This is a genomic window from Phormidesmis priestleyi ULC007 (genome assembly GCF_003003695.1).
GTDB lineage: Bacteria > Cyanobacteriota > Cyanobacteriia > Leptolyngbyales > Leptolyngbyaceae > Phormidesmis_A > Phormidesmis_A priestleyi_A.
The window spans coordinates 13,986-35,344 of record NZ_PVWG01000020.1; the positions used below are offsets into that span (position 1 = coordinate 13,986).

The following is a 21,359-nucleotide window of genomic DNA, read 5'->3' on the forward strand; positions in this document are numbered from 1 at the left end:
TTTGAAATCGAAGCTGGCATTTAATCAAGCAGTAACAAGAGTTTTGAATGAAGTTATCCTTGAAAAAAGTCTTGCCCTCATAGCTATTCAAAATGTCGAAGCAGAAATATGACTGGAAACGGTTCTGGTGCCCTCGGTCAGGTAGTATTAACCTGGCTGATGGTGGCTATTTGTACGATCCAGACGCAGAATGGGGCAAGGCATATAATCCGGATCTAGTGACATCAGAGGCGATTGCTGATGTTCCATGCCTGGTTTTATTAGGGGAGCCAGGTATCGGAAAGTCTCAGGAATTAGAAAGCCTAAAAATCTTTACAGAAAATAAGGTTTGCGATACTAGCCAAGTCTTAGAACTTAATCTCCGATCCTGTACGAATCTAAAAAATGATCTATTCAAGGATGAAACTTTTATTGATTGGTTAGGGAATACTTATCACCTCTATTTATTTCTGGATAGCCTGGATGAGGGACTTTTGAGTATCCCAACTCTATCGACAGGTTTAATTGATGAGCTTAAGAAACAGAAGTATCGGAATCATATTAATCGTCTTCACCTTCGCCTAACGTGTCGGACATTTGTATTTCCGGAAATCCTAGAAGAAGGATTGAAAAAGCTTTGGCAAGAAAATCAGGTTGAAATTTATGAACTAGCTCCGCTTCGTCGTGTAGACGTTATTGAAGCTGCGAAAGCTGAGAGATTTTCAACTGATGATTTTCTAAAGGAAGTTGGACAAAAGGATGTTGTACCCCTAGCAATAAAACCAATCACTCTGGAATTTCTACTGAATACTTACCGTCGTCACGATGGTCAATTCCCTTCTAATCAGAAACTTCATGAACTCTATCTTGAGGGATGCAAACTTCTCTGCGAGGAAGTTAGCCTGAGTCGTCGAAGTTCAAGCCAAATAGGCAACCTCGATAGTGACCAACGTCTAATTGTTGCGGCTCGAATTGCGGCTATCACAATCTTTGCCAATCGATTTGCTGTATGGACTGAAGTTGATCAAGGAGATGTGCCCACTGAAGATGTACTTCTTCAAGCGTTGCATCATGGTTATGAAAATGCTAGTGGAAAGGAATTTGGGATTACCAGAGAAACAATTCAGGAAGTTTTAGATACTGGTTTATTTTCGTCCCGTGGACGGCATCGAATGGGATGGGCACACCAAACCTACGCTGAGTTTTTGGCTGCCTGGTATCTTGCACAGCACAAAATATCTCTAAAGCAAGTAATAAAATTAATCTTTTCATCTGAAGATTTAGATCATAAGCTAATCCCTCAACTTCATGAAACTGCCGCATGGCTGTCCAACACGAGACTGGATGTTTTTCAGGAAATCATCAAAACTGATCCAGATGTTCTTTTGCAAAGTGATGTGCCGACTGATGCAAATGTCAGATCATCAATTGTGGATAACTTATTGACACAGTACGAAGAGGAAAAATTATTTGATCGAGATAGAAATAACTATCGTAACTATGAGAAGCTCAAGCATCCCGGATTGGCTGATCAATTGCGTCCTTATGTCTGTGATTCCGGTAGGCAGATTGATGCGCGAGATCTAGCGATCGACATCGCTGAAGTCTGCGAAATCTCTGAGCTTCAGGAAGAATTAGCAAATCTTGCTCTTGATTCATCACAATCGATTCATTTAAGAGTTCGTGCAGCAAAAGCTATTTGCTCTGTTGGCGATGTAGATACAAGGTTAAAGCTAAAGCCTCTAGCTGTCGGGCAACTTTTAGAAGATGAAGACGATCGACTTAAGGGATATGCTCTTCAGGCACTTTGGTCAGATCATCTGACAGCAGAAGAATTGTTTCAAGCTCTGACTCCGCCTAAGAAGGGAAATTTTTTAGGAGGATATCAGATGTTTCTTTACTATGAACTGGTTCCACATCTCCAACCATACGATTTAGTAGCTGCCCTCAAATGGCTTGCTTTGCAAGGTGTTAGATGCTTCGGGCACCCATTTGGAAGACTTGGAGATGCCATTCTTCTAAAAGCATGGGAAAGCTTTGACTTGCCTGGAGTAGCAGAGAGCTTTACTAAAGTAGCTCTAGTGCAGTGGAGGGAGTATCAGAGCATCATCGCTGCTGATGACAAGCTACAGCGAGAATTTGAATCATCGCTTTTGAACGACAGCAAAAAACGACGCACCCTAATTGAGCAAGCAGTTTTAACTAGTTTAGAAACAAAAGAAGGTCTACCTTTTCTATTAAGTTCCTTGACTGAAAATGTTTTAGTTTCAGAAGACGTTTTTTGGATGCTTGAAAAACTTCAGAATTCCAATTGTGAAAAGGATCAGAAAATTTGGACTCAACTGGTAGAGTGGAGCTTTAATCGTCAAGATGCAAAGCAGATAGATGCAATCCTCATAGCCACTCAAAGCAACAAAGTTTTGCAAGAAGCCTTTGTCTCTTATTTTGAGCCAATCGAACTCGATTCAACTCAAGCTGGGGAACTGAGAACTGATCACTTCAGAAAGCAAGAAATGCAAGATCGCAGACAAAACCCTCCCTCGCTAGAGCCATCCCCTAAAGAAAGAGTGCTACTACTTTTAGAAAAGTTAGAGTCTGGAGATTTATCTGCTTGGTGGCATCTTAATATGGAAATGACTCTGAAGCTTGACAGTAAACACTATAGTAATGAGTTTGAATTAGATCTAACTAACCTTCCTGGATGGCAAGATGCAAGCAAACCTACTCGAATAAGAATTCTTGAGTGTGCAAATAAGTACGTTCAACAAAAAGATGATATAGATTATAAATGGATAGGAACAAACACTTTCGATCGACCAGCCTTAGCAGGTTGCAGAGCTTTACAGTTAATTTTGAAAGAGACTCCAGACTCTATAAAGTATTTCTCGTCTGAGATATGGAAAAAGTGGGCACCTATTATTATTGCTACCCCTAGTAGTAGCCAATATGAAGCCTCTTATTTAGAGCTAGTCAAGATTGCCTATCTGAATGCTGCTGAAGAATCCATCAAGACCCTAATAGTTCTCATTGACAAAGAGAATCGGGAGCATGACTATCTATTTGTGATCGATCGCTTTGAGCAGTGCTGGGATGAACGATTAAAGTCAGCTTTATTAGCAAAGGCTAAAGATCCTGTACTTAAACCTAAATGTATTGGACAGCTACTCGAAAAGCTGCTTAAGCAAGGATTGACTGAAGCTAGAAACTTCACGAAGTCCCTAATTTCTTTTCCACTACCATTAGCTGAGGATGAACGTGAAAAGACCCTGATTGCCGCTAAAGTGCTTATTGAAAATCCAGATCCATCTAGCTGGTCATTCATTTGGGCATTAATTCAGAAAGATTCATCGTTTGGTCGTGAAGTTCTCGAACTGGCTGCCTACCATCACTCATATGGGATTCAGCTAAATCTGACTGAAACACAACTGGCTGACTTGTACGCTTGGCTAGTTCATCAATATCCTTACGATGAAGATTCAGACTACAGTAATGATGGCGGTGTCCATGATGTGACGGCTAGAGATGGTATGGCGAGGCTGAGAGACAGCGTTTTGTCACAACTAAAAGAACGAGGGACACTTCAGGCATGTGCTGAGATTCAACGCCTTATACAGGAATTACCGGACATCGCTTGGCTCAGAAAAACGTTACTTGATGCTCAAACGAGTATGCGGCGTAAAACTTGGCAACCTCCAACACCAGAAGAAATTCTTCAGCTTGTGGCTAGTCAAAAGCCTTCTAACTCGGAGTTGTACAATCAGCTTGACAAAATAGATCTGAGGACACAAAAAATGGCAGATGAACCTAAAGTTGATCAAAGCATTCATATTACAGGTTCCAAGGTAAATGGAGCCGTCACTACAGGTAGCAACAATATCGAAAATAAAATATATCCTTCTAATGCTGAGAAAGGATTCGACTGGAAATTTTGGCTTTCGATAACCACAACTGTCACAGTCGCACTAATCTCTATAGTCGCTAGTGGAGTATTTAATGACGAAATCAAGAAATTTTTGTTTAACCGAGATACATCCCCTCGTGTTGAGCAGAAGCTAGAGAGATAAACCAGCTAAAGAGTTTATAGTTATGCAAATCACGATCGACCTACCGCCAGATTTGGAACAAGACCTGATCCGTCAAGCGGCGCAATCTGATGTTCCACTTCAAACCTTAATTCTGCAAGCCCTGCGTCGGATCATTCAAACGCCATCTGTTTCCACTTCTCAATGGTCGGAGGCTATCTTGTCCTATGAAGGAATCCCTGATTTCCCTGCACTTGACTCTTACCGCAACGAACTCCTTCCGCCCAGTGAACCGGAGCTATTCTGATGCGATATCTACTCGATACTTGCGTCATCAGCGATTTCATCAAGGGTGAAACTGGCACTAAAGCTAGACTCAAGCAAACTCCACCTGTTGATATTGCCGTTTCTGTAATTACGGTCATGGAGTTGCGCTATGGCTTGGTACTCAATCCGCAACGTGCCCAGAAAGTCGAGCCGACGATCGCCAGTTTTCTATCTTCTGTCACAATTCTCCCCTTCAGATCTGTAGAAGCTGAACAAGCGGCTCAGATTCGTGCTGCTCTTAAATCTCAAGGACAGCCGATTGGTGCTTACGATGTCTTGATTGCGGCTACTGCACTTCAACATAGCTTGCTCATGATCACGGCAAACCAACGAGAGTTTGATCGAGTTCTTGGTCTACAGACTGAGAATTGGCGACAGCCTTAGAAGATTGGGTGATTCAAACCCCAGATCAACAACAGCACTACACCAAAAAGTACGCTCAAGGCAACGGGTTAACTGCGTTCGGTGAGTACGATCGTCAGTTAACTTCTTTTTTGTGTTGGGGCGGCACGAAGAATCGATCGATTAGCAGCAAGCAATAGTCAGGGTTCGTACTGATAATGAGGGTAGCTCTGCAAGGGTTGCCTATTCGAGTGAGGTTACAATCAAAGCTGTACCTGCATCTGTTAAACCCTCGTGAGCCAAATTCTGACTTTAGAATTAAGTGAACAGGCGACCATACACAGATTACGGTGTCGCTTAAGAACCACCCACCACCGCAATCAGACGACGTTCTCGATCGGCAACAAATTCTAAACACGCTCTAATGTCTTCCTCTGTCAACTCTGGAAAGTCATCTAAAATTTCTGCATGAGACATTCCTGCCGCCAGCCAGCCCAACACGTCATACACAGTAATTCGCATTCGCCTAATACAAGGCTTCCCACCCCGTTTTCCCGGTTCGATCGTAATAATATTTCGATAGCTCATAGCAATAAGATATTTACTTCTTCGCGGTTTTGAATCGTTCTTTTGCCGCCTCAAACGATTCTCGCATCACTGACTGAATTCGCTTTGGATCGGGCGTATTTCCGCCCAACAAATCTCCAAAATAAACACACGCCGTTTCCCCTAATGCCCAGGTGTAAGTCGTTGCCCAAGATGCCGCAATCACACTGCCAAAACCAGGAATAAATTTGATTAACTCACGCCCGATCGCTTGAGCCACAAATCCCCCGGCGATCGCGCTCACCAATCCCCCCGCCTGAGACGGACTGAGGACTTGTCCATAAATTTGTCCCAACAGTCCCACCATTGAGGCTTGTAGCGCCGTGAGAACGGGCATCGTCGCCAAAGGTAACGGCACCGCAGCCAAAGCACCCGCCATAACTGAGAAGGGCAAAATGTAGCGTCGCCCCGCTTCTCGGTAAAGATTGCTAATTTGTTTTCCGGCTTCTCGATCGCTCAATAACTGCGATATCGTCCGGGCTTCTGCTTCGGGCAGCAAGTCTGCTAGCGAATCAGCCAGCGCTTCTAAGCCGTAAAACATTGGCGTAAATTCATCTTCTTCTAGCGTGAAGTCGATGAGGACAGCGCGATCGAACAATCCCTCAAATCCACGCTGCAATTCTGCAAATGCTCGATTCACGTCTTCATAGTCAGGCGGATAGTTAGGGTGATTCATCACATCCGCAGGGTAAAGCTCGTGCAGACACGTTACCGCCAATAGACAAGGCACTTCAGGATGCTGCTGTCGGATCTGACTCGCAATTTGTCTTAGAGTATCGGTGGCAAAGTCATTAATTTTCACCGTCAAAATTAAGATTTTCGCCCGTGTTTCCCCTCGTCCTTTTGCTGCCTTGCCTTCAATCTCTTCAACTAACTCCTGAATCACCTCGTTAGTTTCCTGGGTTCCGTCTCCCAGACCTACGGTGTCTGTAAAAACCAACAGTGGCAAATCATCAGTCGGATAGCTATAACGTTGTGTGTATTGAGTGTGAGGTCGAAACCCTTGCCCAATGATTTCAGTCGAAACGCCTGTTAAACCGCGCACGATCGAACTCTTACCCGCTTGGGGTTTGCCAATCAAAAGCGCTTCGGTCGTCGGCAACTCTGCCCTGATTTTTTTGAGAATCTCAGCAATCTCAGCTTCGTCAACGCTAAACCATCCGGTAACCGTCTGTGCAACCTGCTGCACTGGGATTGCCTGACTCAAAGTTGAGGGGACATTCCCCAAAAAGTCCCGCGCTTTGTCAAACCAATTTTGAGCAATTTCCGACTGAGGAGACTCATCAGCCTTTTGAAGCGTGCTAGAAGATTGATTTTTGTCTTCGGGTTGCTCAGTCATGATCGTCTAGAAGTTCCGCAAAAAGCGACTTCTCAAACTTATCGCATCTTGCTCTCTGTTGATAGACAAGGGAACCGAACCCATTGAACGAGTTTTCCGCTCACGATCGACGCTTTCTAAGCCTCTTCGCGAGGTTCGCCACCCGGAGACGACCGATAGAGCGCGTCTAGCTGCTCACGAGCGTCTTCTACGGTCATTGAGCGCATGACTAAAAGCGGCTCGTTGATCAGCTTGCCGTTGTCGTCTAGCAACTCAGGGTGAGGCACCCGTGTGCGAGAAGACATGGGGCGAGAGGGATCATAGCTTCTCGGCGCATAGTGTCGCTGCGAGTCAGCCCCTAGCGTCAACAGGTTGCGAATCAGATTTCCGATCGCCAAAAAAGCGAGCAGGGTGAAAGCCAAAATGTAAATCAAATGCAATATCATAGCGCCTCTCTACTGAACCACGCCGACTTAAATGGGTAAAAATCAAAGCTGCATTGACGTTGAGGCAACCCTGTCTTCTCAAATATTTTTGCGGCAAACCTCATCGTCAGTCCTAAAGTTTTATGCAAACCCTTTAAAAATTAATCTTTATATCTAATCATCGCTCATAGTCTCTCAGATTTCTCGTTCTTGTCACATCTCTTTTTAGACGGACTTGTCTGAGCGCAGTCGCATTCTCACCTGCCAGCATTCTGTGACTAATTGATGCCAGGTCATGAGCATAGAAGTCTCAACACCCACCTGTCCGCCAGTCAATTTTAGGAGGGTTTGTGTGGTGCTAACTTCTTTCTGAGCTTGGGTTACCCGCATGAGAATGTCTGCTTGCTGCTCGTCTTTGAGAAAGGGAATCGTTTCAGATTCAAAAAGGGTGCGCGATCGCCCAAACCAATATTGAAAGTCTTCTAACAAAGGCTCTAAAACAGTCTTTAATAAATCTGACTCTGGCAAATTAGAGTTAAACATAGGTCAAAAACATCTTGGAAATTGTCAGGATTCTCTAAAACTGTTTACATTTCGCAATGTTTTCTCATCTTACTCGGAAATTGTCTCTCTGCAACATTCATCGCGATCGGATCGGTAAGATGGATAGAGTTATCATCCAGCACGACTCATGCCTGCCGAACAATCTTCTAATCAGCCCGAAAAAATCTATTTGCCTCGCACCAGCGAATCCGATGCGTTAAAAAAAATTCGCCATACGGCTTCTCACGTCATGGCAATGGCGGTGCAGAAATTGTTTCCGAAGGCGCAAGTGACGATCGGGCCCTGGATCGAAAATGGCTTTTACTACGATTTTGATAGCCCTGAGCCGTTTACCGAAAAAGACTTGAAGGCAATCAAAAAGGAGATGATCAAGATCATCAACCGCAAATTGCCTGTGACTCGCGAAGAAGTCAGTCGCGAAGAAGCCGAACGCCGGATTAGAGCAGCCAACGAACCCTACAAACTAGAAATTTTAGAAGGCTTGCAGGAGCCGATCACGATCTACCATGTGAGCGATCAGTGGTGGGACTTGTGTGCGGGGCCGCATTTGGAAAACACTGCTGAATTGAAGGCAGACGCGATCGACCTTGAAAGCGTCGCTGGGTCCTATTGGCGCGGAGACGAAACTAAAGCCCAGCTTCAACGGATATACGGCACTGCCTGGGAAACGCCTGAACAGTTGACAGAATATAAGCGCCGCAAAGAAGAGGCTCTCAAGCGCGACCACCGCAAACTGGGTAAAGAACTCGGACTGTTTATCTTCTCGGATCTCGTCGGGCCCGGTTTGCCGATGTGGACTCCGAAAGGAACGGTGCTGCGATCGACCCTCGAAGATTTCCTGAAACAAGAACAAACTAAGCGCGGCTATCTGCCTGTCGTTACGCCCCACATTGCCAGAGTTGATCTGTTTAAAACCTCTGGGCACTGGCAGAAATATCAAGAAGATATGTTCCCGCTGATGGCAGACGATGACGAATCTCGCGCCGCAGAACAAGGTTTTGTGATGAAGCCGATGAACTGCCCGTTTCACATTCAGATTTATAAGAGTGAGTTGCGATCGTATCGAGAACTCCCGATGCGACTGGCGGAGTTTGGCACAGTTTATCGCTACGAGCAATCGGGTGAATTGGGTGGCTTGACCAGAGTGCGCGGCTTCACGGTGGATGATTCTCACCTATTTGTCACGCCCGAACAGCTCGATTCAGAGTTTCTCAACGTGGTGGACTTGATTCTGTCAGTTTTCAAGAGTCTGCAACTCAAGAACTTTAAGGCGAGGTTGAGCTTCCGCGATCCAACATCTGATAAATACATTGGCTCTGATGAAGCTTGGGAAAAAGCACAAGGTGCGATTCGTCGGGCGGTCGAGACGCTAGGAATGAACTACTTTGAGGGCATCGGTGAAGCGGCGTTTTACGGACCCAAACTAGACTTTATTTTTAGCGATGCGCTCGATCGAGAGTGGCAACTCGGCACTGTCCAGGTTGATTACAACCTACCCGAACGGTTTGATCTGGAATATGTCGCTGAAGACGGCACTCGCAAACGTCCCGTGATGATTCACCGTGCGCCGTTTGGTTCGTTAGAGCGTCTAATCGGCATTCTGATCGAAGAATATGCGGGAGATTTCCCCTTGTGGTTAGCTCCGATTCAAGCTCGGTTGCTGCCTGTAAGCGAAGAGTTTATGCCCTTCGCCCAGCAAGCTGTTGATCAGATGAAAGCTCTTGGCATTCGGGCTGAGGTTGATTTGAGTGGCGATCGTTTGGGCAAAATGATCCGCAATGCTGAGAAAGAAAAAATCCCTGTCATGGCGGTGGTTGGTGCCAAAGAGGTCGAAGCCAATGCCTTGAGCATTCGGACTCGTGCGTCAGGTGAGTTGGGTTCGTTGCCCGTCTCTGAAGTGCTAGAACGGGTGAAGGGCGCGATCGCAAACTACACCGATTTCTAGCCTAAGATTTCTAGCCTAAATTAATACCGATTTGATTGACGCAACAGATCCGCATGAGAACACAGATTGGGTAGGGGCATGGCACTGCCGTACCCTCTCACGATCGTTATCCAATCAGATTCATTTCACAATTCAAGGCGATCGAAGTCAACCTATTGTGTTGTTTTTGCACGGATTTTTGGGCAGTTGTGACGACTTTGACGCGATCGTGCCGCTACTTTTAGATCAGTTCTGCTGCTTGAGCATAGACTTGCCAGGTCACGGCAAAACTCAGGTTAATGAAGAAGATTACACGATGCCAAACACGGCAAAATTAATCGTCAATCTTCTCGATCGTCTGAATATTTCTCAATGCCATTTAATTGGTTATTCAATGGGCGGCCGATTGGCGTTGTACTTAGCGTTGCAGTTTCCCGATCGTTTTCTAAAAGCAGTGTTGGAGTCTGCATCTCCCGGACTGAAAACTGAATCGGAGCGCTTGGCACGAAAACAACACGATGCAAAGCTTGCCGATCGCTTAGAATCCGATTTTTCAGCGTTTTTAGCTGATTGGTATGAGCAGCCGTTATTTCGATCGTTTCAGCAGCATCCAAAGTTTGAGCAAATTGTCCAGCAACGCTTGCAAAATCGACCATCAGAGCTTGCAAAATCGCTGCGTCATCTAGGCACAGGTGAACAGCCGAGCTTGTGGAATCGGCTAAAGATTCATCGAAATCCGCTATTGCTGTTGGTGGGAGAACGCGATCGTAAGTTCATCACAATCAATCAAGAGATGGTGAATGATTGTAAAGTCGCTCAACTCAAAGTTATTCCCAATACGGGGCACAATATTCACGTTGAAGATCCTCAAATTTTTGCCAATTGCGTTCGCAACTTCTTGCAGGATTTTGGTGAAATGTCCCGATTGGCGATCGCCCTTAGCGAATAGCTATCAATCTAGGCACTAATGTATTAAAACTACTAGGTACTAAGAAAGCCAGCACTAGACGCGATACGATATAGTACAATTGCACTATATTCAAAGTCGGCAAGCTTTATGCATAAAACCGGGGAACTCCAAGTAAAAAGTACAGTTCTCTGGAGAAGACTACCGCGATGCTGGTTGAGTTAGCCTAGCCGTCCATCTATAACCCCTAAACGCTGGAAGCCAAAATCATGCAGTTGAAACCCTTCGCCCGTGCTGCGATGCGCTATCCCCTTACCAGAGTTCTTCTCGCGACTAGCATTTCACTGGCTGTAATTTTGCCCACTTGGGCCCGTCCGGCAATGCTGACCGCGAATCTTGCCACTAGCCAGATCAACGTGCGGCTTAACCCTTCCACGCAGTCAGGCATTGCCTATTCTGGCTATGCGGGCGATCGGGTAGACATTCTCAAACAAACCCAAGCCTCTGATGGCTACACCTGGTATTATGTAACGTTTGATCATTTTGGTGCTAAGGGTTGGGTGAGAGGCGATTTAGTCAGTCCGATCGCCAGCGCTCCGTCGCCAAGTGTGAAAAGCCCAGCCGTCTTAAAGCAACCTTCACCTGCGATCGCGGTTATTCCTGAAACTCGCCCTGTCCGACCTTCGAGTGGAGAGTTCACGTCAAAACAGATCAATTATTTTCTAGAAATTGCACTAGGGGCTGAGTTTTCTCAGTCGGGCAGCGCCTCTAAGATTCGCAAATGGCAAGGAGACGTGAGAATTCAATATCTTGGGTCGCCCACGACTGAAGATTTGAAGACGCTGAATTCTGTGATTAGCGAAGTCAATGAGTTGACCAATGGTGGAATTCACTTGCAATTGGTCGAACAGCCTTGCTGCACCGGAGGTGTTCGCAACCCCAATATCACGATTCATTTTGCACCCGAATCGCAATTTAGTCAGCTAGAACCAAACTATCAACCCGGCAATTATGGATATTTTTGGACGCGGTGGGACGCAAACAACCGAATTTATAACGCTAACGTTTTAATTACAACTACAAAAGTCACTCAAAAAGAGCGATCGCACCTGATTCGAGAAGAACTCACCCAATCATTGGGTCTGATGCAAGACTCATTCAAATATGCCGAAAGCGTGTTTTATCAGCCGTGGACAGATGTCACGCAATATTCGGAGATTGACCGATCGCTAATCCGAATGCTTTATGATCCCAAAATCTCTTCAGGCATGACTCAAGCTCAGGTAATGAATGTGCTAAACACGCGTCAAGCTCAACAGAGATAGTTTGCCTCTGAATAAGGGGAGCAGACACTCCCCTTTCGCCTTTCTAACTAAGCTTAATCCTCAGCAAAAATGTACTTATACAACTCGCTTGGATCGGGTTCAGGACTGTCTAGCGCAAACTCAACCGCCTCATCAATCTCAGCCTGAATTTCTTTCTCAATATCCTTTAGCGTTTGTTGGTCTGCCAGATTTTGCTCTAGCAAGTAAGCCGCAAACTTCTTGATCGGATCACGAGCCAACCACGCCTCTTTTTCGTCTTTCGATCGCAGCTCATCGGGGTCTGCCAACGAGTGACCTCTAAAGCGATAAGTCAAACACTCAATCAGTGTCGGGCCTTCTCCCGCACGGGCACGCGCTACGGCTTCTTGAGCGATCGCTCTCACTGCCAGCACATCCATGCCGTCCACCTCATATCCTGGTAGCCCAAACACACTGGCTTTTTTATAGATTTCTTGCTGAGAGGTGGCACGTTCATGAGCCATGCCGATCGCCCATTTATTATTCTCGACGACAAAGAGAATCGGCAGTTTCCAGAGTGCCGCCATATTCAAGCACTCAAAGAATTGACCGTTGTTAGTAGTGCCATCGCCAAAGAATGCAGCCGTCACTTGATCAAAGCTTTCATCGCCCAAGGCTTCACGACGATATTTTGACTGAAACGCCGCACCCAACGCGACGGGAATGCCTTCCCCAATAAAAGCAAAACCACCTAGTAATTTATGTTCTGCTGAAAACAAGTGCATCGAGCCGCCGCGCCCTTTGCTGCAACCCGTCGCTTTGCCAAACAACTCTGCCATCACGTTGCGGGCAGGAACGCCAGCACTGAGCGCATGAACGTGATCGCGGTAGGTGCTGCAAACATAGTCTTGACCGGGGCGCATTGCTTGAATCACCCCGGTCGAAACGGCTTCTTGCCCGTTATAGAGGTGAACGAAGCCAAACATTTTGCCTCGATAATACATCTCAGCGCACTTGTCTTCAAAAAAGCGCCCTAAGATCATATCTCTATAAAGGATCAGCCCTTCTGATTGGGTGACTTGGGCAGAAGTTGATTGAATTGTCGGAAACGTTCTTTCCTGTACCATGCGCTTTTAGATTCCTTGCTGCAATACCCAAACTGGACAATGATCCGAACCTGATAATTTATGATCGCGAAGCAAACGTTCTTCGGCATTAGTGCAAGACAGACTCTCTACTCAAGCGCTCTTCATCAAATGCTAAAAATCACTTCACGATCGAGCGCATCACAGAGTTCAGCAATAATAATTTAGTTTAAAATACCGTTCTGATGGGTCACAGATCAAATTATAAAGGGTCAAACCTGATCACAGAGGCTTACAAAACTCAAGAATCTACTTTTTCACTAAGCTGATAGTGCTTCTACGAGGGTTGAGAAACGATTGTTGCCAAGAATACTTAATCTCTGAGTTTTTCTTGAGTAGGCTGCCGACTTTGCATCTACGGGGTATGATGACATTCAACTGATTATTGTCCGGGTTCTCGTCACTTAATTATTGCTCACTGCTGGGGAAGTCAACCGTGCGTATTTCGCTCGATTATTATCGGATTCTGGGTCTACCCATCCAGGCTACTGCCGACCAGCTAAAGCAGGCGCATCGCGATCGCGCCCTGCAACTCCCTCGCCGTGAGTATTCTGAAGCGGCGATCGCGGCGCGTCGTCAGTTGCTTGATGAAGCCTATTCAGTGCTGTCAAAACCAGAGCAACGTCAAAACTATGATGCCAGCTTTCTAGCCAGCCCTTATGAGGTCGATCACAGTCAGCCAGACCTGGCGCAGACTGATGAGATCGCCCACCCGGATGCTCGATCGCCCAGCATTGAGATTCAAGACAAACAATTGATCGGGGCGCTACTGGTCTTGCAAGAGCTAGGCGAATATGAACTAGTTCTAAGATTAGGTCGCCCTTATCTCAGTAGCGGCAACGCCAACTTAAAAGATGGACGCTTTGGCGACCCCAGAATTGTTTTATCTGATATTGTCTTGACGGTGGCGCTGTCTTGTCTTGAGCTAGGTCGCGAACAGTGGCAGCAAGCACAATATGAAAACGCGGCTGAAGCATTAGAAACGGGACAAGAGCTTTTGCTGAGAGAAGGATTATTTTCTAGTGTTCGGGGTGAGATTCAGTCAGACCTCTACAAGCTGCGCCCCTATCGAATTTTAGAACTCCTCGCATTGCCTGATCAAGACTCGATCGAGCGCCGCAACGGTTTGCGGCTGCTGCGAGATATGCTGCGCGAGCGAGGCGGCATCGACGGCACAGAAAATGACCAGTCTGGGTTAAGCATTGATGACTTTTTGCGATTCATTCAACAGTTGCGCGGCTATCTAACTGCCGAAGAACAGCAGACCTTATTTGAAGAAGAAGCGCGTCGCCCGTCGGCGGTTGCCACCTATCTTGCAGTTTACGCACTGATGGCACGAGGCTTTGCAGAGCAGCAACCCGCGCTGATTCGTCGAGCAAAACTGATGCTGATGCGCTTGGGCAGTCGGCAAGATGTGCATTTAGAACAGTCAGTCTGTGCGCTGCTATTAGGGCAAACCGAAGAAGCGAGTCGAGCGTTAGACCTCAGTCAAGAATATGAACCTCTTGTGTTTATTCGGGAGAATTCTCAAGGGGCACCCGATTTATTGCCAGGGCTGTGTCTCTATGCCGAACGTTGGCTTCAAGATGAAGTTTTCCCGCACTTCCGTGACCTGTCAAAACAGCACGTCTCCCTCAAAGACTACTTTGCCAACGTGCAAGTTCAAGAATATCTCGAAGAGTTGCCCGCCGAATCTGAGTCAGCCGAGTGGACGGCTCAACAGCAATGGAATCGACGCGGAGCCGTTTCTCAAACGATCGCGGCTCAACCTGCTGAAATCGCAACTTCTAGCGGGCGACCCATTCGCTCTGCTCAAGTTCACGAGATGGACGTGGATCGGTCTCGCAATGCCACTGCTACTCTGTCAGCCGCCTCTGGCATTGCAACCCTGCCCAACGCCGAGCAGATTGCCAATCTCTCACCCGAAGGGGGCTTAAATTCTTCTGATCAACGCCCTCGATCGAGCGGCGATCGCCAACGCGGAAATCTCGACAACGGCTATCGCGTCCCTGACGCAGACGATCTGCCGCCGCGTCGCGGTGAGGGTCAGCCTGCAAAAACCAAGCGTCGTAAAGGGCTTCCTCTCCCTCTGCTCTTGTTCGGGATCTTTGCGGTTGGGGCACTGGGCTTTTTGTTGTTTCGATCGGTGAAGTTTCTCACCTCTAAATCTACTGACGATCAGCTATTGGTGCAGCTTGACCAACCTGTGATCCCGATTCCGACTCAGACAGCCGCATCACCGCTCTCTGGCGAAATGAATCAAGCGACGGCGCAACGAGTTTTAGAGTTTTGGTTAGACGCAAAGAAAGACGCAATGGGGCAAACTCACACCGTTGAGAAACTGACTCAAGTTTTAGCCGAACCCAAACTCGCTGAGTGGCGCAAAAATGCTGAAGAAGCAAAGCGAGAAAACTGGTACAAACAATATGAACACACTGTAAAAGTGGATACAGTTGAGGTTAGCCCAACGAATCCTGGTCAAGCCACTGCTAACGCGACGATCGCTGAAGTGACTAAATACTATGAAGGTGAACAACTCGCAGACACCAAAACCGACAACCTGCAAGTGCGCTATTCGCTAGTGCTGCAAGATAATCAGTGGCGTATTAAAGATTGGCAAGTTCTATAAGGTTAGCGTTAACCATTTCATTACATTTTTTGTGGTGGAATGATTAAAGAAAATTTAGAATCTAAAAGGAACGCTTCTGGGGGCATCTGTGGGGAATTCCCATTATTAATTTGGCATGGTCGAAACTCTGCTCCACGCCTATACGCCTCTGATCTTCTGGACGGGGCTAGGGATTCTATCTTTTCGATTTGTGCCTCAAACGCTTCCCCACTTACTGGGCCGCAGCTTATATTGGGTCGGCGTTCCCTGGCAAATCTTTGCTCTAGCACGGCAAACTGACTTCTCTCATCAAGCGGGACTGGCTCCTGCCGTAACGCTGGCAACTCTGGGAACTGGCTTAATTTTGGCTTGGTCAGCGCTGCAAGCATTAAGTTTTTGGCTGAAGCAAGACGGCTTTCAAGAGCATGAGAATCAGGGAAAACAGTTACGATCGTGGCTTCCCCCGCTCGATCGCCCTCAGCAAGGCACTTTTGTGATTGCTAGTATGCTCGGCAACACTGGCTTTGTGGGCTTGGGGATCATTCCAGCCTTGCTGAATGCAGGCGATATGAGTTGGGCGATTTTTTTTAGCGTCACTCAAAATCTCGTCGGCACTTATGGCATTGGGGTCTTAATCGCCAGTTATTATGGGCGGTCAGCTCAACCCAATCATTGGTGGCTACTGCTCCGTGATGTGCTGCTGGTGCCTTCACTTTGGGCCTTTACGATCGGCTATCTTACTCAGTCTATTCCCTTCCCCGATCTGGCAGAATTAGCCATCGACTCGTCACTTTTGTTTGTGATCCCCGCATCCTTTTTGTTAATGGGAATGCGATTAAGTCAGCTTCAAGGCTGGAGGAGTCTGAGAACTGCCCTGATTCCGGTAACGCTCAAAATCATGGTTTTGCCAAGTTTAGTCGCATTGGGAACCACCCTTTTAGGACTCTCTGGTGATTCTCGTTTATCACTCGTTTTAATGGCAGGAATGCCTAGCGCCTTTGCAAGCCTGATCTTGTCAGAAGAATATAATCTCGATCGAGATCTTGCCTCCAGCAGCATTGCTTTAAGCACGATCGGGCTTTTGCTAGTGATCCCGCTCTGGTTATCTCTCTTTGGAGGGTAGCAACCTCTAAAAACAAAGAAAATGTATCGATCCATACTGGCGATCCGATTAATGTTACGATTTGGGTGGAAAGAATTTGCATCCAGCACCCATATGCCAACCGCGTTAACGGCAGAATCTAAAAACGCTCAACCCAATATGAAATTGGGTAGGCTGCTCATTGTTGAAGATGAAGACTTGATTCGTGACACGATCGCGCTGACCCTGAGTGAAGAAGGCTATGAAGTGCTGACAGCGGCAGATGGTCGCAGCGCTTTAGAACTGATTCAAAATGCAACTGGCAAAAGCAATCACTCATCGTCAAGGTTCCCCAACCCGCCAGATTCCACCAAGCTCGATCTGATTATTTTAGATCTGATGCTTCCTTATATTAATGGCCTCGATCTCTGTCGCTTGGTGCGCCGAGAAGGTAATAGCATTCCCATTCTCATGCTCAGTGCTAAAGGGACGGAAACCGATCGTGTGGTCGGACTAGAAGTCGGTGCCGATGACTATTTGACCAAACCCTTTGGGATGCGCGAACTCGTGGCCCGGTGTCGGGCACTGCTGCGACGGCATCAGCAGTTTCAAACCTCTGGTCAAGCGCCCACCTTAAAGTTTCAAGACATCACCGTCTTTTCTCAAGAGTGCCGCGTCACCGTACGTGGAGAAGAAGTTAACTTCTCACCCAAAGAATTTAAGCTGCTAGAGCTATTCATCAGCCATACAAAGCGCGTTTGGTCACGCGATCAGCTACTCGAAAAAATTTGGGGGCCCGACTTTATCGGTGATAGCAAAACGGTCGATGTCCATATTCGATGGCTGCGGGAGAAACTAGAAGTTGACCCCAGCAACCCCGAATATTTAGTCACCGTGAGGGGATTTGGCTACCGCTTCGGCTAGAATGCGCGAAAATTGAAAGGTCGAAATTAGAGATTGCGATCGTCACACATTTCCAGTTTCCGATCTTCTATTTTTCATTCTTTTTTGCCTGTGAAACTTCTATGGTTTCTAGCGGGGATTGCCATTGGGCTGGTGCCGCTCATCTGCTATCGAGTCCGACTAAGTTTGCAACTCAAGCAGATTACTCAAAGTCTAGACGTAGCCGATCGGGGAACCCTGTTTTCTATCTCGTCTCAGTTAATGATGGCGATCGCCAATTATCGGCAAGCTAACCAAGACCTAGAGCGTCAGTCAGAAACCTGGAAACAGATTGTCAACTGCGCTCCGGTTGGCTATTTGCAGGTAGACGAAGAAAACCAGTTGACATTGTGTAACTCGCAAGCCTGCCAGCTATTGAGCATTCCCAACTGCAACCCGCTTCAGCCGCGATTGCTTCTAGAGTTGGTGCGTTCTTATGAGCTAGATCTGTTGATCGAGCAAGCGAGAGAATCTGAAACGCCTTGTCAACGGGAGTGGATGTTCTACCCAACATCGGTCGATGCGGCTAACTTATCCGATCAGCGCACAACTCCGCTTCGGGGCTATGCCTTTCTTTTGGCAGATGACAACGTGGGGGTGTTTTTAGAAAACCGCCAAGAAGCTTTGACTTTGGCGCAGCAGCGCGATCGCTGGGCATCGGATGTCGCTCACGAGCTAAAAACCCCGCTCACCTCCATTCGACTCGTAGCGGAAACGCTGCAATCGCGGTTAGAGCCACCCACTCGCAACTGGGTCGATCGCCTCCTTGCGGAAGCCATTCGATTAAGCACATTGGTTCAAGAATTACTAGATCTCAGCCAACTAGAGGTCAACCCAGTTCAACGGCTCAACGTGAAGCCGATCGATCTAGTCAAGCTGATCCACGCTGCCTGGTTAAGTCTAGAGCCGCTTGCAAGTGAAAAGGAGTTAACCCTTAGCTATGAAGGCCCTCAACACCTGCTCATTGAGGCTGATGAAGCTCGATTGCACCGAGTGTTACTCAACTTATTTGATAATGGGATCAAGTACAGTCCTCTTAAAACATTAATTCGAGTCCGGGTGGGTCTTCAAAATCATTTATCCTCCAAATCAGGCAGAACTTCTCAGCACATTCAGATTGATATCATTGATGCAGGGCAGGGGTTTCCAGAGACAGCGTTGCCTCATGTTTTTGAGCGGTTTTACCGGGCTGACCCTTCTCGATCGCGCCACCCTGATCCCCAGCGAGATCTCGCCAGTGCGAAGCCGATTCAGTTAAGCAGTGGCAGTGGGTTGGGGCTGGCGATCGCGCGGCAAATTGTCGAAGCTCATCAAGGCTCAGTTAGCGCAAGTAACGATCCCAAAACTGGAGGAGCCTGGTTACAGATTCAATTACCCTATTCTGAAGTTGAGGATTTCAGCAAAAGAGCTTAATTCTGTAGGAGATTGTGCTGAGGACGTGATTGTGTAATAAATGTATACATCAGTACACGCTAGTATTTATACAGAAGTACACTCAGTAAAAACTGTTGAGTTCCGCAAATTCAAAGATCTATCGGGCGCATCTGCCATGCATGAACGAGTGCAAAAAATTCTTTCTCAGTGGGGGATCGCTTCTCGCCGTCAAGCTGAACAAATGATTCTAGAGGGGCGCGTGCGTCTTAACGGCGAAGTGGCGCATCTGGGGCAAAAAACAAATCCAGCCCTTGACGAAGTAGCAGTAGACGGTAGAATTGTGAAGCCGATCGCGCGCCCTCAATTGCTCTACTTGTTACTTAACAAACCTAGGGGCATTGTTTCTACGTGTGATGACCCTCAAAACCGTCCAACGGTCTTAGACTTGCTTCCTGAAAAAATTCGTCAAGGTCAAGGGCTTCACCCCGTCGGTCGCTTAGATGTAGAATCGACAGGAGCACTACTCTTAACAAACGACGGTGATTTGACATACTATCTCACTCACCCTCGTCACCATGTTCCCAAAACCTATCAGGTTTGGGTTGAAGGAGTGGCTTCAGAGCAGATGCTACAGCAGTGGCGGCAAGGAGTCTTGTTAGACGGTCGGCAGACACTACCCGCTCAGGTCAGAGTGATAAACTGTGCTAGAGCCAAAACACTCTTAGAAGTCATTCTCAACGAAGGGAGAAATCGACAAATTCGTAGAGTGGCAGACCAATTGGGGCACCCCGTCCTTGAGCTTCATCGCACTGCGATCGACTCTATTCAGCTCAATCCCCCCGGCAGACCTTTCTTGCCCAGTGGCACCTATCGCCCCTTAGAGAGTTTTGAGATCCAATCTTTAAAAGACCGAATTGACCTAACATCTATCAGGTCATCAGCAGAAATCCAAGAGCATAGCGGATGAATAAGCAAACCCTCCAAACCAATCGAGACCAGGCAGAACGGCTAACAGAGATGGGATTGCAGTTGTGTGAATTGCGGCAGCAGCAAGAGATCTCTTTAGAACAAATTGCCAGTAAAACTCGAATTCAGCCGCGTCTGTTAGAGGCGATCGAGCAGGGCAGAATAGACAGCTTGCCTGAGTCTGTCTACATTCAAAGTTTTATTCGACAATATGCTGACGCGATCGGCTTAGATGGAGTCGAATTTGCAAGTACGTTTCCGACCTCTTATAAGCTTCCTGATTACCGTCCGTCTTGGCGGAGCTTGCCAGGGGCGCAACTGCGTCCGGTGCATCTCTATCTGATCTACATGCTATTGATCATTTCGGCGGTTAATGGGCTGTCTTACTTCCTCAATCGCTCAATGCGTCAGCCCGAACTGGCGAATGCAGAAATGAAGATGCAGCCGACGACTCCAACTCCGATCGGGCCGATAAACCCATTGCAAAACGTAGCAAAGGTGCCCCTCGCCCAGAAGCAGCCTGGGGCCCAAAAAGCGGTACGAGTTGGCATGATGCTAACCGCTCAGTCTTGGGTGCGAGTGGTGACTGATGGCAAAACTGAGTTTGAAGGCGTTCTTCCAGAAGGAACTCAACGCGCCTGGGCTGCCAATCAGCAAGTCGTTGTCCGGGCTGGCAATGCTGGGGGTGTCATGGTGTCATTTAACGATGGGCAGTCTAAGAAGCTCGGAGAGCCGGGCGCGATCGAAGAAATGGCGTTTCCCCCCGATCCTCGCTTTGCAACACTGCCTGACGCGGTGCGTGAAATGAGCGCCCCTTCTCCACGGGAAGCGATCCGCTAAGTTGCCATCGGTTCAACAAGCGGAACAGTGCAGTCTGGCGTATCATTCCATGGGCTATTGACGCTTGAATTGACTGGGTAGGCAGTCATGAGATTGCTATCATAAGGGCACAGAAGGGCTTGTAGCGATTCCAAAGGCTGAGATGGATCAAGCCAGCGATCGTAACTGTCTGCATGCAGGATGACGGGCATGCGATCGTGCACCTGAGCCACTGTCTGATTTGCCTCTGTAGTCAAAATTGTGCAGGTTTCTAGCCTGTCATCTTCTGAGTCGTGCCAGCGCTCCCACAAACCCGCAAAAGCAAAAGGGCTACTGTCCTCTAATCGAAAATAGAACGGCTGCTTCTTGCCCGACTGCTTGCGCCACTCATAAAAGCCATCCGCCAAAATCAGGCAGCGACGTTGTTTAAAGGCAGACCGAAACGAAGGCTTTTCGGTCACGGTTTCTGATCGGGCGTTAATCAATTTTGCCCCGATCGCCGGATCTTTTGACCACGACGGAATCAACCCCCAGCGCAGCGGTTTAAACTGACGATTACCGCTCTCAGCCGCCACGATCGCCGGGATCGTCTGCGTGGGGGCAATATTATAGCGAGGCTGCCAATCAGGAATCTCAACCAATTGAAAAGCTTCAGCGATCACGTCACCGATTAGACTTTGACTAAATCTTCCACACATCGCGAAAATCACCTTTAACAAAAAGCGGG

General features: G+C 47.4%; 19 protein-coding genes. 13 read left to right on the forward strand and 6 right to left on the reverse strand.

Annotated features, from left to right (window positions below):
* The first annotated feature begins 92 nt into the window (after positions 1 to 92).
* Genes C7B65_RS16370 through C7B65_RS27875 form a run of 4 tightly spaced genes read left to right on the forward strand, consistent with a single transcriptional unit; the run spans position 93 to position 4,870 of the window.
* On the forward strand, positions 93 to 4,043 hold the full coding sequence (locus C7B65_RS16370) for an NACHT domain-containing protein (RefSeq protein ID WP_073073335.1): 3,951 nt from the start codon (positions 93 to 95) through the stop codon (positions 4,041 to 4,043).
* 22 nt (positions 4,044 to 4,065) lie between these two features.
* Positions 4,066 to 4,308 (forward strand): hypothetical protein, encoded by a 243-nt coding sequence (locus tag C7B65_RS16375; protein ID WP_073073337.1) that lies wholly within the window; start codon positions 4,066 to 4,068, stop codon positions 4,306 to 4,308.
* Complete coding sequence (locus tag C7B65_RS16380) at positions 4,308 to 4,712, forward strand: type II toxin-antitoxin system VapC family toxin (RefSeq protein WP_073073339.1); 405 nt, start codon at positions 4,308 to 4,310, stop codon at positions 4,710 to 4,712. The genes C7B65_RS16375 and C7B65_RS16380 overlap by 1 nt, the downstream gene beginning before the upstream one ends.
* Complete coding sequence (locus tag C7B65_RS27875; RefSeq protein WP_181314415.1) at positions 4,697 to 4,870, forward strand: hypothetical protein; 174 nt, start codon at positions 4,697 to 4,699, stop codon at positions 4,868 to 4,870. Before C7B65_RS16380 ends, C7B65_RS27875 begins: the two co-directional genes overlap by 16 nt.
* A 157-nt stretch (positions 4,871 to 5,027) precedes the next feature.
* On the opposite strand, the gene C7B65_RS16385 is transcribed toward C7B65_RS27875, so the two are convergent.
* From C7B65_RS16385 to C7B65_RS16400, 4 genes are all read right to left on the reverse strand, one after another.
* Positions 5,028 to 5,258 carry a DUF433 domain-containing protein gene (locus C7B65_RS16385; protein WP_073073340.1) on the reverse strand — a complete coding sequence of 77 codons (231 nt, stop codon included), beginning with the start codon at positions 5,256 to 5,258 and terminating at the stop codon, positions 5,028 to 5,030.
* Between the two features lie 13 nt (positions 5,259 to 5,271).
* Positions 5,272 to 6,615 (reverse strand): YcjF family protein, encoded by a 1,344-nt coding sequence (locus C7B65_RS16390; RefSeq protein ID WP_073073342.1) that lies wholly within the window; start codon positions 6,613 to 6,615, stop codon positions 5,272 to 5,274.
* 116 nt (positions 6,616 to 6,731) lie between these two features.
* Positions 6,732 to 7,040 (reverse strand): DUF2973 domain-containing protein, encoded by a 309-nt coding sequence (locus C7B65_RS16395; RefSeq protein WP_219898611.1) that lies wholly within the window; start codon positions 7,038 to 7,040, stop codon positions 6,732 to 6,734.
* 204 nt (positions 7,041 to 7,244) lie between these two features.
* Positions 7,245 to 7,562 (reverse strand): DUF2605 domain-containing protein, encoded by a 318-nt coding sequence (locus tag C7B65_RS16400; protein WP_073073343.1) that lies wholly within the window; start codon positions 7,560 to 7,562, stop codon positions 7,245 to 7,247.
* 148 nt (positions 7,563 to 7,710) lie between these two features.
* On the opposite strand from C7B65_RS16400, the gene thrS reads away from it, so the two are divergent.
* From thrS to C7B65_RS16415, 3 genes are all read left to right on the forward strand, one after another.
* Positions 7,711 to 9,528, forward strand: a complete 1,818-nt coding sequence (gene thrS / locus C7B65_RS16405; protein ID WP_073073345.1) for a threonine--tRNA ligase — start codon at positions 7,711 to 7,713, stop codon at positions 9,526 to 9,528.
* 31 nt (positions 9,529 to 9,559) lie between these two features.
* Complete coding sequence (gene menH / locus C7B65_RS16410; RefSeq protein WP_223257413.1) at positions 9,560 to 10,456, forward strand: 2-succinyl-6-hydroxy-2,4-cyclohexadiene-1-carboxylate synthase; 897 nt, start codon at positions 9,560 to 9,562, stop codon at positions 10,454 to 10,456.
* Between the two features lie 227 nt (positions 10,457 to 10,683).
* Positions 10,684 to 11,739, forward strand: coding sequence for a DUF2927 domain-containing protein (locus C7B65_RS16415; RefSeq protein ID WP_073073347.1), 1,056 nt, complete (start codon positions 10,684 to 10,686; stop codon positions 11,737 to 11,739).
* Positions 11,740 to 11,792: 53 nt separating this feature from the next.
* Here C7B65_RS16415 and pdhA read toward each other — a convergent pair whose 3' ends face one another.
* Positions 11,793 to 12,824 (reverse strand): pyruvate dehydrogenase (acetyl-transferring) E1 component subunit alpha, encoded by a 1,032-nt coding sequence (pdhA, locus tag C7B65_RS16420; RefSeq protein WP_073073349.1) that lies wholly within the window; start codon positions 12,822 to 12,824, stop codon positions 11,793 to 11,795.
* Positions 12,825 to 13,278: 454 nt separating this feature from the next.
* Here pdhA and C7B65_RS16425 point away from each other — a divergent pair, with 454 nt between their 5' ends.
* The 6 genes from C7B65_RS16425 to C7B65_RS16450 all read left to right on the forward strand — a co-directional run bounded on the left by C7B65_RS16425 (position 13,279) and on the right by C7B65_RS16450 (position 20,653).
* The gene (locus tag C7B65_RS16425) at positions 13,279 to 15,471 is read left to right on the forward strand and encodes an IMS domain-containing protein (RefSeq protein ID WP_073073350.1); all 2,193 of its coding nucleotides are present in this window, start codon (positions 13,279 to 13,281) and stop codon (positions 15,469 to 15,471) included.
* Positions 15,472 to 15,586: 115 nt separating this feature from the next.
* Complete coding sequence (locus C7B65_RS16430) at positions 15,587 to 16,573, forward strand: AEC family transporter (protein WP_073073352.1); 987 nt, start codon at positions 15,587 to 15,589, stop codon at positions 16,571 to 16,573.
* Between the two features lie 93 nt (positions 16,574 to 16,666).
* A complete protein-coding gene (locus tag C7B65_RS16435; RefSeq protein WP_073073385.1) occupies positions 16,667 to 17,455 on the forward strand; it encodes a response regulator transcription factor in 789 nt (262 codons plus the stop codon).
* Between the two features lie 90 nt (positions 17,456 to 17,545).
* A complete protein-coding gene (locus tag C7B65_RS16440; RefSeq protein ID WP_073073386.1) occupies positions 17,546 to 18,886 on the forward strand; it encodes a PAS domain-containing sensor histidine kinase in 1,341 nt (446 codons plus the stop codon).
* Positions 18,887 to 19,022: 136 nt separating this feature from the next.
* Positions 19,023 to 19,814 (forward strand): pseudouridine synthase, encoded by a 792-nt coding sequence (locus C7B65_RS16445; protein WP_073073387.1) that lies wholly within the window; start codon positions 19,023 to 19,025, stop codon positions 19,812 to 19,814.
* Positions 19,811 to 20,653 carry a helix-turn-helix domain-containing protein gene (locus C7B65_RS16450; protein ID WP_073073388.1) on the forward strand — a complete coding sequence of 281 codons (843 nt, stop codon included), beginning with the start codon at positions 19,811 to 19,813 and terminating at the stop codon, positions 20,651 to 20,653. Before C7B65_RS16445 ends, C7B65_RS16450 begins: the two co-directional genes overlap by 4 nt.
* Here C7B65_RS16450 and C7B65_RS16455 read toward each other — a convergent pair.
* Entirely contained in the window at positions 20,650 to 21,330 is a 681-nt protein-coding gene (locus C7B65_RS16455) for an SOS response-associated peptidase (protein WP_073073389.1), read from the reverse strand. The genes C7B65_RS16450 and C7B65_RS16455 overlap by 4 nt on opposite strands.
* Between the last annotated feature and the right edge of the window lie 29 nt (positions 21,331 to 21,359).

Bases quoted from the DNA above. Each gene is read 5' to 3' on its own strand.
- C7B65_RS16455 (WP_073073389.1), bottom strand. From the start codon at position 21,330: ATGTGTGGAAGATTTAGTCAAAGTCTAATCGGTGACGTGATCGCTGAA.
- C7B65_RS16445 (WP_073073387.1), top strand. From the start codon at position 19,023: ATGCATGAACGAGTGCAAAAAATTCTTTCTCAGTGGGGGATCGCTTCT.
- C7B65_RS16370 (WP_073073335.1), top strand. From the start codon at position 93: ATGTCGAAGCAGAAATATGACTGGAAACGGTTCTGGTGCCCTCGGTCA.
- C7B65_RS16385 (WP_073073340.1), bottom strand. From the start codon at position 5,258: ATGAGCTATCGAAATATTATTACGATCGAACCGGGAAAACGGGGTGGG.
- C7B65_RS16380 (WP_073073339.1), top strand. From the start codon at position 4,308: ATGCGATATCTACTCGATACTTGCGTCATCAGCGATTTCATCAAGGGT.
- C7B65_RS16435 (WP_073073385.1), top strand. From the start codon at position 16,667: ATGCCAACCGCGTTAACGGCAGAATCTAAAAACGCTCAACCCAATATG.
- C7B65_RS16395 (WP_219898611.1), bottom strand. From the start codon at position 7,040: ATGATATTGCATTTGATTTACATTTTGGCTTTCACCCTGCTCGCTTTT.
- C7B65_RS16450 (WP_073073388.1), top strand. From the start codon at position 19,811: ATGAATAAGCAAACCCTCCAAACCAATCGAGACCAGGCAGAACGGCTA.
- C7B65_RS16400 (WP_073073343.1), bottom strand. From the start codon at position 7,562: ATGTTTAACTCTAATTTGCCAGAGTCAGATTTATTAAAGACTGTTTTA.
- C7B65_RS16390 (WP_073073342.1), bottom strand. From the start codon at position 6,615: ATGACTGAGCAACCCGAAGACAAAAATCAATCTTCTAGCACGCTTCAA.
- thrS (WP_073073345.1), top strand. From the start codon at position 7,711: ATGCCTGCCGAACAATCTTCTAATCAGCCCGAAAAAATCTATTTGCCT.
- C7B65_RS16375 (WP_073073337.1), top strand. From the start codon at position 4,066: ATGCAAATCACGATCGACCTACCGCCAGATTTGGAACAAGACCTGATC.
- pdhA (WP_073073349.1), bottom strand. From the start codon at position 12,824: ATGGTACAGGAAAGAACGTTTCCGACAATTCAATCAACTTCTGCCCAA.
- C7B65_RS16415 (WP_073073347.1), top strand. From the start codon at position 10,684: ATGCAGTTGAAACCCTTCGCCCGTGCTGCGATGCGCTATCCCCTTACC.
- C7B65_RS16430 (WP_073073352.1), top strand. From the start codon at position 15,587: ATGGTCGAAACTCTGCTCCACGCCTATACGCCTCTGATCTTCTGGACG.